The sequence below is a fragment of the Sphingomonas turrisvirgatae genome, from assembly GCF_001721295.1.
Classification (GTDB): Bacteria; Pseudomonadota; Alphaproteobacteria; order Sphingomonadales; family Sphingomonadaceae; genus Sphingomonas; species Sphingomonas turrisvirgatae.
On record NZ_MDDS01000045.1, the window covers coordinates 1 to 11353 of the forward strand.

The window sequence follows — 11353 nt, forward strand, 5'->3', positions numbered from 1 at the left end:
GTCGGCAGCAGCCGTAAGCCATGATTGCCCGGGAACGGCAGCTTCCCTGTGTCCAGCACCCGGAACCGGCCAGTCTGCTCCAGGCCCACTTGCTGTCGTTCCGCCGCTGTTGTTCGAAATGACAGGAAGCGGGCCGGCTTCGGACTGACAGCTTTTAGATAGCGAGATCGGCAAAGCGGCCGTTCACGAAGCTGATTCTCAAACAGCGGTTTCGACAGCGGCTTTCGAGGTCGCCGAATGTCACGGACTTGAGAACAGTTATGCGCTGGAGCTATGAGGGTGCCAAAGATTAGAACACGCCGGGCGCAGCCCAACTCGCCATAGTCCGATCATCGCCGTTCAACGAGGTCCTGATGATCGCTGGTCCCTATCTATTGTATCTCGGACATTCGGACGACGAAGTTGGCATCAAGACGTCTCGCGGGCTCGCCGTATTCCGCCGGGAACTCTGTGTGGGCGAGTTCCGACACCACGATTGCCCATTGACGCTGAGCTTGCCGCGAATGGGTTTTCCCGAAGCGGTGACTGCCGGTGCCAAGACGTTGGTGCTGGGTATCGCGAACGCCGGCGGAATGCTTGGTGCTGATCTGGTGCGCGACGCTGTCGCGGCGATCGAGGCCGGGCTGGACGTCGCCTCTGGCCTGCACAATCGTCTTCGCGACGAACCCGCGCTGGTCGATGCGGCGGCGCGTCACGGCCGCAAGTTGCACGATGTGCGCGATCCGCGACCGGACATTCCGATCGGCAATGGCAAGCCGCGTGCCGGCAAGCGTCTGTTGACCGTCGGTACAGATTGTTCAGTGGGCAAGATGTACGCGACGCTCTGCTTGGAAACCGGCATGCGCGCCCGCGGGATGAGGGCTGACTTCCGCGCGACGGGACAGACCGGCATCCTGATCGCGGGTGGCGGCGTGCCACTGGACGCCGTTATCGCCGATTTCATCTCGGGCGCGATCGAGCAGGTTTCGCCGGCACGCGACGATGGTGGCTGGGATCTGATCGAGGGCCAAGGCTCGCTGTTTCATCCCTCCTTCGCAGGCGTCTCGACAGGACTGCTGCACGGCGCTCAACCCGATGCACTGGTTCTGTGCCACGATCCGGTGCGCGAACATATGCGCGGCTTGCCGCACTATCAGCTCCCCGGACTCAAGCAGACGTTGGAGGCCAATCTGGCGGTCGCCAGACTGACGAACCCGGCCGTGCAGGCGGTCGGCGTCGCGCTCAACACCTCGAAGATGACGCGCGAGGCGGCGGAGCGGCTGTGCGCCGACACCGCCGATGAACTCGGCCTGCCTTGCACCGATCCCTTTGCAATGGGCGTTGAGCCGATCGTCGACCGGGTCGTATCTTGCTTCGGCGCCTGATCGCGCGAAGCGAGGCGTTCGCACTCGCGGTTCCTTTCCGCATTTCGCGGGGCGTGAAGACCGTTGCCGAGGTGGTGGCGGTCGAGATCACGGTAGACGGCGTCGTCGGACGGGGCGAGGGCGTGCCCTATCCGCGCTATGGCGAGTCGATCGACGGCGCGCTGGCCGAAATCGCCAAGGTGCAGGCGGCGATCGACGCCGGCCTTTCTCGCGAAGAGCTGCTGACGGCAATGCCGGCGGGTGCGGCGCGTAACGCGGTCGATTGCGCGTTGTGGGACCTGGAGGCGAAGCTCGCCGGGCGTAGCGTCACCGACATTCTCGGCCGCCCGCAGATCTGCACGATGCCGACCGCGATGACCGTAAGCCTCGACACGCCGGAGGCCATGGCGGCAGCGGCGAAAGCGCTGGGCGACGTCCCGCTGGTCAAGATCAAGGTCGATCGCAGCGATCCCGAAGCACAGATCCGTGCGGTCCGTGCCGAGGCGCCGAAACCCCGCGTCATCGTCGATCCCAACGAAAGCTGGACGATCGCCGAGATCGAGCGGCTCCAGCCGATGATGGTGGATCTGAACATCGATCTGCTCGAACAGCCGCTGCCGGCGGGCGAGGATGATGCGCTGGAAAGTTTTACCCCGCTAATCCCGATCGCCGCCGACGAATCCGCGCATGTCGCGGGCGACGTGTCAGCGTTGGCAGCGAAATATCAGGTCGTGAACATCAAGCTCGACAAGACTGGCGGGCTGACCGCCGCGCTGACGCTGGCCGATGCCGCAGCGAAGGCGGGGATGAGCGTGATGACCGGCAGCATGATCTCGACTTCGCTGTCGATCGCGCCGGCGCTGGTAATCGCGCAACAGTCCAGCTTCGTCGATCTCGACGGGCCGTTGTGGCTGGCGACCGATCGGTCAGGCGGGGTGATCGGTACGCGTGGTGTGTTGGCACCGCCGACTGCGGGGTTCTGGGGAAGTTGAGGGAGTTGACGCGATGATGCGACGGACGCGGTGGACGATATCGACGGCAGCGGTCGTTCTGGCGGCCGCGTTCACAAGCTCGGGGACGGCGCAGGATGTGGGCGCCGACATCGTCATCCGCGGCGGCACCGTTTATCCGGGCGATGCCGCGCCGTTCAGGGGCGATGTCGCGATCAAGGGTGATCGCATTGTCTATGTCGGACCCCAGGCGCCTGGCCCGGCCAAGCGTGTGATCGACGCGACCGGCCTGGTCGTTGCGCCGGGGTTCATCGATCCGCACACCCATGTCGACAACGCCCTGGCGTCGAGCGACCCCGCCGCGCGATTGGTGCTACCGTTTCTGACGCAGGGCGTAACGACGGCCTTTCTCGGCGTGGACGGAAGCGGCGATCCTGACATGGACAAGACGTTCGGGCGCGCGAAGATCGGCGCCGAGGGGATGATGGACGGCTTCGGCCAGTCCACCCGCGACTACGGCATCAACTTCGCCACCTATGTCGGCCTCGGTGCGGTGCGGCTGAAGGTCATCGGTCCCGCCGACCGCGCTCCTACAGCCGCCGAAACCGCGAAGATGACCGCACTCGTTTCAGACGCGATGTGTGCCGGTGCGCTCGGACTCTCGACCGGACTTTTCTACGCCCCGCAGAGCTTCGCCAGGCGACCCGAAGTGGTTGCTCTGGCCAAGGCGGCGGCAGCGAAGGGCGGCGTCTATGACAGCCATATCCGGGACGAGTCGAGCTATACGATCGGCTTGAAGGGCGCGATCGACGAGGCGCTGGCGTTCGGTCGCGAAGCCGGCATCCCGGTCCACATCGCACATATCAAGGCGCTGGGCGTCGATGTGCACGGCCAGGCCGGCGCGATCATCGCGCAGATCGAAGCCGCGCAGAAAGCGGGTCAGATCGTTCATGCAGATCAATATCCGTGGTCGGCATCGGGCACCGGGCTGTCCGCCGCCTTGATGCCACGTTGGGCGCAGGACGGCGGACGCGCGGCGATGCTCAAGCGCTTCGACGAACCTGCGACGATGGCGAAGATGCGCGCCGAGATCGCAGATAACCTGCGCCGCCGGGGCGGGCCGTCTGCACTGCTCATCACCTCCGGGCCATCCGGCGCGGAAGGCAAGACGCTGGAAGCGATCGCGAAGGACGCAGGCGTCGATCCGATCGATGCTGCGATCGACATCCTGAAGCAGCGCGAGGCGGGCGTCGCATCATTCAACCAAAGCGAGGCCGATATCGCGGCATTCATACGCCGCCCGTGGGTCGTGACCAGTTCCGACGCGTCGCAGGGGCATCCGCGATACTACGCATCGTTCGCCCGCAAATATGCGCTGTACGTGAAGGACAAGAAGGTCATCGACCTGCAGACCTTCATCGATCGCAGCACGTCAACGACGGCCGATATGTTCGGGTTGAGCGAGCGCGGCAGGCTGGAGCGCGGCGCGTTCGCCGACGTGATCGCGTTCGATCCGAACCGCTTCGGCCCACGCGCCGACTACACGCACCCGACGATGCTTTCGACCGGCATGCGCTTCGTGGTGGTCAACGGCCAACTGGCGATCGAGGAGGGCGAAGTGACGGGGGCCGCTGCTGGACGTCCGCTGCCGCGCACACCCAAGCCTGGCAGCTGCCCCTAAACGCGCAAGAAACTGGGTAGAAAGATGCCGCCGGCAACGACCGGCAAGCAGGAGGGCATCATCGAACCGATACAGGGACAAAGGGAAGAAACGATGACAAAGTCACTGGCATTCGTATCGCCGACTGCACTCGCCATCGCGTTATGGAGCGGCACTGCGCTCGCGCAGGAACCCCTACCGGACGTTGAGCCGGTCGTCGGCGAGATCACCGTCACCGGTACCCGCATCCAGCGCGACGGATATCGCGCGCCCACCCCGCTGACCGTCATCACGTCCGACGATATCGAGGCAACCGCACCGGCGAACGTCGCCGATTTCGTCAACGACATCCCCTCGCTGGTCGGCAGCGCGACGCCCGCCAACTCCAATCTGCAGATTTCGGCCGGTACGGCGGGCGTCAACGCCTTGAACCTGCGCGCGCTGGGCACCGCTCGCACGCTGGTGCTGCTTGACGGCCAGCGGTCGGTCGGTTCGACGCTGGGCGGGCTGGTGGACGTCAACACCTTCCCGCAAGGGCTGATCAAGAGCGTCGAGATCGTCACCGGCGGCGCCTCGGCCGCCTATGGCTCGGACGCCGTGTCGGGCGTGGTCAACTTCATCCTCGACAAGGAATATACCGGCATCAAGGGCAGCGCCGAATACGGCATCTCCACTTATGGCGACGCGCCCAACTACCGCGCGACGCTGACGGCCGGCACCAGCTTTGCTGGCGGACGCGGGCACCTGCTGCTCAGCGGGGAAATCGCGGTGAAGGAAGGCCTGCACGGGGTGCCCCGCGACTGGAATCAGCGTGGCTGGTACATGATCAACAACCCGGCCTATGTCGCCGGCAACGGCCAACCCGAGCGTCTGGTCGTGCAGGGCGCGGGTCTGAGCCAGGCGACACGCGGCGGCGTCATCACGAACACTGCGCTGCGCGGCACGCAGTTCGGCCCGGGCGGCGCGGTCAGCCAATATGATTTCGGCACCACCAGAGATCCGTGGCAGATCGGCGGCGACTGGCAGGCGACGCAGGTCAACAGCTTCCAGTCGCTCGATCCCGAGGAAAATCGCAAGAGCGCGTTCGGGCGAGTCAGCTTCGATGTCGCGCCGTGGCTCAACGTCTTCGCCCAGGCGTCCTACGCCAGGTCGAAAAACCTCGGTTGGCTCGGGGTTCAGCTCAACCAGGCAAACGTCACGATCCGATCGGACAATGCCTTCATCCCGCAATCGGTGCGCACGCAACTGGCCGCGCTGAACATCGCGCAGTTCACGCTCGGCACAACCAACGCCGATCTGCCAATTCGCAAGAACGATACGCAGCGCGAATTGCAGCGCTACGTCGTCGGCGCCAGCGGCGACTTCGAGCTGCTGGCTGGCACCGCTCGCTGGGACGTCTATTACCAGAAGGGTATCAGCCGCACGACGGAAATGGCGCGCGATATCACCAACAATGCCCGCCTTGCGCTGGCGCAGGATGCTGTGTTCGCGCCGGCCGGCAACGCGGCGGGCGTGCCGACCGGCACGATCGTGTGCCGTTCGACCCTGACCGCGCCGAGCAATGGCTGCGTGCCGTTCAACCGGCTGGGTATCGGCGTGAACAGCCAGGCGGCGCTCGATTACATCCTGGGCAACCCTTACCGTAACCAGCGGTTCGAACAGGACGTGTTCGCGGCGAACCTCTCGTTCGATGCCTTTCGCCTGCCGGCAGGTCCGGTGTCCGTCGCGGTCGGCGGCGAGCACCGCAGGGAGAAGGTATCGGGCAGCGTACCCACCCAGTTCCAGTCCGGCTGGTTCGTCGGCAACTTCCTGCCCACCACGGGTGCCTATGACGTGACCGAGGGCTACATCGAGCTGGCGGTGCCGGTGATCGAAGGGCTGGACCTGAACGGCGCGGTCCGTGGCACCGACTATTCGACGTCCGGCTATGTCACCACCTGGAAGGGCGGCATCACCTTTCAGCCGGTGCCGGACATTCGTTTCCGCGCAACGCGATCACGCGATATCCGCGCACCCAATCTGGGCGAACTGTTCACCGCGGGCTCGACTCGCATCAACGTGCTGATCGATTCATCACAGAACAACGCGTCGGTCCAGTTCGCGGGCACGACGCGCGGCAACCCGCAGCTGCAGCCCGAGCGCGCCGATCAATGGGGTGCGGGTGTGGTGCTGACACCGCAATTCCTTCGCGGGTTCGCACTGTCGATCGACTATTACGATATCAAGATCGAGGGTGCGATCGGATCGGTCACCGCGCAGACGATCGTCGATCGCTGTAATGAAGGCGTCCAAGCGTTCTGCACCGCCGTGGTACGCGGGCCGAATTCGTTCGGAAACAACCTGCAAGTGTTTGAAAGCCCGTTCAATTTTGCTCGGCAGCATGCCCAGGGCATCGACATCGAAAGCTCGTACCGCACGGCGGTCGGCGGCGGTGACATCACGGTGCGCGGCTTGGCCACGCGCTATATCAAGAACTACTTCAACAACGGCATCGATGCGCCCGTCGAACGCGTTGGCCAGAACGGCGTAGATGCTGGCACCACACCCAAATGGGTGTACCGTGCGCAGGCGACATGGTCGTCGGGTGGTGGCTTTATCGCCAATCTTGTCGGCCGCGGCGTCTCCGGCGGCGTATATGACAACAGCTTCGTCGAATGCACGGCCAACTGCCCCGTCTCGACCGTCACCAACCGGACGATCAATAACAACCGGATTGCCGGTGCCTTCTATCTCGACGCGTCGATCTCACAGGATTTCAAGATGGGCGGGCGCACAATGCAGTTGTTTGCCGCGATCAATAATCTGCTGGACAAGGATCCGCCGGTCGTCGCGCCCGGACCGGCCGGGAGCGCCTATGCGACGCCGGCCACCAACCAGTCGATCTACGATCTGCTGGGGCGGACATACCGCGTCGGCTTCCGGATCAAGATGTAATGGAGACGGGTCAAATGAAGCTTTTTGCCCTGACATTGACCGCGCTGCTCGCCACGGCCGCTCCGGTCGCCGGCCAAACCTATGACGTGCTGATCCGTGGCGGCACTGTGTACGACGGCAGCGACACGCCCGGTCGTCAAGTCGACGTCGCGATCAAAGGTGACCGCATCGTCGCGGTAGGCCGGATCGAAAAGCATGCGACGGCAAAGATGGTGGTGGATGCCGCCGGCAAAATCGTCGCACCGGGCTTCATCGACCCGCATTCACACGGCGCGCCCAACATCCAAACCCCGCGGCTCGCCGCCGCGCTGCCCATGCTACACCAGGGCATCACGACGATCATGATCAATCCCGATGGCGGCGGGCCGGCGGATCTGACGAAGCAGATCTCCGACTTGAAGACGCAGATACCGGGTGTAAATGTCGCGCCGCTGATCGGTCATAACGCAGTACGCGAAGCGGTGATGGGCAATGTCGCGCGCAAAGCCACACCGGCCGAACAGGCGAAGATGGAGGCGCTGGTCGCCAACGCAATGAAGGCCGGCGCCTACGGCCTGTCCGACGGCCCATTTTATATCCCCGCAAAATATTCGGACACGGCGGAGATCGTCGGCCTGGCTAGGGTTGCGGCGAAATTCCCGCACGCTTTCTACACCAGTCATATTCGCGACGAAGGCAACTACGATGTCGGTGTCGTCGGCGCGGTCGATGAAGTCATCACCGTCTCGCGCGAGGCCAAGTTGCCGGGCATCGTCACCCACATCAAGGTGCTCGGCCCCCAGGTCTGGGGCAAATCGGCCGAGGTCATCGCACGGATCGAGCGTGCGCGCGCCTCGGGCGTTCAAATATGGGCCGATCAATATCCCTACACCGCGTCGGGCTCGAACCTGATGGCCTCGCTGGTGCCGTCCTGGGCACAGGAAGGGGGCGGCGCGGCCCTGGCCAAAAGGTTGGAAGACCCCGAAATGCGCGCGAAAATCCGCGCGGAAATGGCACCCAATCTCGAACGTCGCGCGGGGCCGAACGCGATCATGATCCGTGAATTCACGCCCGACCCGACGCTCGACGGCAAACGGCTCGGTGAAATTGCCAAGCTGATGGGGAAGGAGCCGCTGGATGCAGCGATCGACATGCTACGGCGCGGCGGCGCGCGGACGGTGTCATTCAATATGAGCGACCAGGATGTCGAAGCACTGATGCAGCAGCCGTGGACGATGACGACCACAGATGGCGGTCTGCCCGAATTCGGCAAGACGTCGGAACACCCGCGCGCCTATGGAGCCTTTCCTCGCAAGCTGCGCAATTACGTGCTCGACAAGCCGGTGATCAGCATGGCGCGAGCGATTCATGTCGGCACCGGCTTGCCGGCGCAGGTTTTCTCGATTCCTGACCGAGGCGTGCTGCGCAGCGGCGCTTATGCCGATGTGATCGTGTTCGATCCCGATACAGTGCGCGATACCGCGACATATGAGCGGCCCCACGCCTACGCTGCCGGGATGGACTATGTCTTCGTCAATGGCCGCGCCGCGCTCGCTCGCGGAAAAGCCCAGCCTGTTCGCACCGGGCGCGTCCTGTTGAGGTCGCGCTGAGAAAGAAAGCCCCATATCCGCTTGCCCTACACCGCTCGGCAAGCGACGATGGGGCGCAATGAACCTGCGTCACATCGAAATCTTCCACGCTGTCTATACCAACGGTTCGGTCAGCGGCGCTGCACGCGCATTGAACATATCGCAGCCCTCGGTGTCAAAAGCGCTACGCCACGCCGAATCGCTGCTGGGCTTCCCTTTGTTCGAACGCGCGCAGGGCCGTCTGATCCCGACCGAAGATGCGCATACCTTGTTCGTCGAAGTCGCCCAGATCCAGGAGCGCGTCCACGCGCTGCGCGAGGGCGCTCGCAATCTGCGACGCGGGACCGGCACCGTGTTGCGCATCTCGGCGCTGCCCTCTCTCGCGCTGGGCGTGCTGCCCGAAGCGGTCGCGCGGTTTCGACTGCGACACACCGACGTCCGCTTCGACCTTCAGACGGTCCATCATGACGATCTGGTGCGAAAGCTGTACGAACGCGAAACCGACATCGCGCTTGCATATGAAGTGCCGCATCATGCGCCGATCGGCAGCCATGTGCTAGGCGAGGGCAGGCTTGCGGCGCTCTATCGCGAACAGGATATCCCCGATGCACCCGCCCATCTGACCCTTGCGGACCTGCGCCATCATCCGTTCATCAGTGTCGCCGCCAGCGGGCCGATCGGTCATTTGCTGGTCCAGGAACAGCAGCGCCTGGACATGGAACTCGACGATGCTGTGTCGGCACGCACCTTCTATATCGCCACCGCGCTCGTCCGATCGGGCGTGGGCCTGACCGTCGTCGACAGCTTCACTGCGCAGGCGTCGCTGGCGCCCGGCCTGGCGACGCGACCGCTGAGCCCAATGCCCTCGTTCGACGTGCATGCGATGTTCCTGATCAATCGACCGCCGACCGCGTTGGCGAAGACCTTTCTCAAGATCGTATCCGAAGTCATATCGCAGACATAGCGTCCGGCTATATGGATCAGCGCGATGGGAATGTGGTGATTGTCGCCCTTGGCAGTTAGGCTCGCGCAGATGTTCGATCCGCTACCTGTGCTCCAGAGACTGCCGCAACGATGAGGCGATGGTTTGCGATCCCGTTGTGGAAGCGGGTTCTCGCCGGACTGGCGCTTGGCGTCTTGCTTGGCGCGCTTTGGCCGGCCGCCGCGCCATCGATCATGATCTTCGGGGACCTGTTCGTCCGCGGCATCCGCATGTTGGTGGCGCCGATCGTGCTGGTCACGATTGCCGCGGGTATCACTTCCCTTGGCGACCCTGCTCGATTGGGACCACTGGGTATCCGGACGGTCGGGCTGTTCGCGATGACCACGGCGGTGGCGGTTTCGATCGGCATGTGCATCGCGACATTGATCCGTCCCGGCGAAGGCGCGCCGATTGCCGGCGTCGTCGCAAAGTCGCTGGGTACGCCGGTGACGCTCTATGACCAGATCGTCGGGATCGTGCCGCTCAACATTGTGGAAGCCTTGGCCAACGGCGACATGCTGGCCTTGATCTTCGTCGCGATCCTCACCGGGGTTGCGACGGTGCTGTCGGGTGAGCAGGGGCGTCCTTTCGCAAATCTGCTTCAGGCAATGTCGGCGGTTTTGCTGCGCATCGTCGGCATCGTGATGGAACTGACCCCATTCGGTGTCCTCGCGTTGATCGCAAACGCGGTGGCCACCGGTGGCGCTTCGGTTTTCGTCAATATCGGCTGGCTCGCGCTTGCAGTCGTGGTGGGATCGGCCATGCAAATTCTGGTGGTTCACGCGTTGATCATACGCGTACTGGCCAGGCTACCGTTTCTCCCCTTTCTTCGCGGCATTATCGACCCGTTGGTTGTCGCATTCTCGACGGCGTCATCCTCGGCGACGCTGCCCGTGGCGATGGACGCCGCCGATCGGAAACTGGGGATCGATCGGTCGATCTATTCTACCGTGCTCCCGCTCGGCGCCAGCATCGGGAAAGACGGCACCGCGATGTACGTGGGGCTATTGAGCATCTTCTGCCTTCAAGCGCTTGACGTGCCGATGGAGCCCGCCACTTACGGCGTCGTACTCGTCACGGGCGCGCTTGCCGCGTTCGGGACGGCGCCAGTCCCCTCTGCGTCATTGTTCATGCTTGCGGCGGTCATGTCCGCCGTCGGCGTGTCGCCGGAGCAGACGGCGCTCGTCGTCGGCTTCGTCCTCCCGTTCGATCGCCTGCTCGACATGACCCGGACCGTGCCGAGTGCGAGCGCCAATCTGGCCGTGGCTATGGCCGTAGCGCGGTCTGAAGGGGCCATCGGTGAAGCGCGCTAGCCGTCACGGTGTGGATCGCGTCGGCGGCTCGTGCGAAATAGAAGGCCTCCCCTCGGCCATGCCTTCATCTTCATAAGCTTGGTATTACCAGCTTCGCCTGCCAGCACCCAGAAATACAAGTCTTCATCGTAGAAGGTCAGACAGCCGATAGAGCGTCCCGGCACCGTCGCGTGGTCGAGATGGGGGATGTCGGCGAGCATGTCGGTCGTAATCTTGCTCATGCATCGAAATTGATCCAACCAGACGCGACGTCAACGCTCTTCACACGTCGCGCTGCGGCGAACATGCTATGGTCATCGCCGGGCACCGGAAGGCTACCGGAGGGGAAGGCGTTGCGAAGCGGCGGCGACCAACTGATCAGATAGAGAATGGCGTTCTAGTCGCGTGTCGCCGGCGGTGTTGCCTATGCTATTTCCTCGAGAATTATAGGTGGTCTCAAAACGGCCAGCTTGAACGAATATCCGTTCAGCACGATCTGCGGCCCAGAAGCTGCCAGCCTGGTTTTGGACCAAGATCAGCCGTCCAGTACGCCGTGGCTGGCGAGATGAACGTACGGCAGCTTCCGGGATCGACGGCGGATCGGTCGAATGACCACAATTAGGG

The 11353-nt window shown here is 63.8% G+C and carries 9 protein-coding genes; 7 read left to right on the forward strand and 2 right to left on the reverse strand.

Annotation, left to right across the window (positions count from 1 at the left end; all coding sequences use genetic code 11):
• Positions 1-353 precede the first annotated feature (353 nt).
• The 7 genes from dgcN to BFL28_RS14590 all read left to right on the forward strand — a co-directional run bounded on the left by dgcN (position 354) and on the right by BFL28_RS14590 (position 10750).
• Complete coding sequence (dgcN, locus tag BFL28_RS14560; protein WP_173655762.1) at positions 354-1364, forward strand: N-acetyltransferase DgcN; 1011 nt, start codon at positions 354-356, stop codon at positions 1362-1364.
• Complete coding sequence (dgcA, locus tag BFL28_RS14565) at positions 1349-2335, forward strand: N-acetyl-D-Glu racemase DgcA (protein ID WP_069321270.1); 987 nt, start codon at positions 1349-1351, stop codon at positions 2333-2335. The genes dgcN and dgcA overlap by 16 nt, the downstream gene beginning before the upstream one ends.
• A 13-nt stretch (positions 2336-2348) precedes the next feature.
• Positions 2349-3974: an N-acyl-D-amino-acid deacylase family protein gene (locus tag BFL28_RS14570; protein WP_241527349.1), complete on the forward strand. Its 1626-nt coding sequence runs from the start codon at positions 2349-2351 to the stop codon at positions 3972-3974.
• A 93-nt stretch (positions 3975-4067) separates the two neighbouring features.
• Positions 4068-6887 carry a TonB-dependent receptor plug domain-containing protein gene (locus BFL28_RS14575; protein ID WP_069321275.1) on the forward strand — a complete coding sequence of 940 codons (2820 nt, stop codon included), beginning with the start codon at positions 4068-4070 and terminating at the stop codon, positions 6885-6887.
• A gap of 14 nt (positions 6888-6901) precedes the next feature.
• Positions 6902-8476 carry an N-acyl-D-amino-acid deacylase family protein gene (locus BFL28_RS14580; protein WP_069321276.1) on the forward strand — a complete coding sequence of 525 codons (1575 nt, stop codon included), beginning with the start codon at positions 6902-6904 and terminating at the stop codon, positions 8474-8476.
• 58 nt (positions 8477-8534) lie between these two features.
• Complete coding sequence (locus tag BFL28_RS14585) at positions 8535-9419, forward strand: LysR family transcriptional regulator (protein WP_069321271.1); 885 nt, start codon at positions 8535-8537, stop codon at positions 9417-9419.
• 110 nt (positions 9420-9529) lie between these two features.
• Positions 9530-10750, forward strand: coding sequence for a dicarboxylate/amino acid:cation symporter (locus BFL28_RS14590; RefSeq protein WP_069321272.1), 1221 nt, complete (start codon positions 9530-9532; stop codon positions 10748-10750).
• Here the strand turns inward: BFL28_RS14590 and BFL28_RS14595 are convergent.
• Together BFL28_RS14595 and BFL28_RS21315 are read right to left on the reverse strand one after the other, a co-directional pair.
• Entirely contained in the window at positions 10747-10971 is a 225-nt protein-coding gene (locus tag BFL28_RS14595; RefSeq protein ID WP_069321273.1) for a hypothetical protein, read from the reverse strand. The genes BFL28_RS14590 and BFL28_RS14595 overlap by 4 nt on opposite strands.
• A gap of 93 nt (positions 10972-11064) precedes the next feature.
• Positions 11065-11353: hypothetical protein (locus BFL28_RS21315; RefSeq protein ID WP_206599123.1), on the reverse strand; the 289-nt coding region annotated here is incomplete at its 5' end.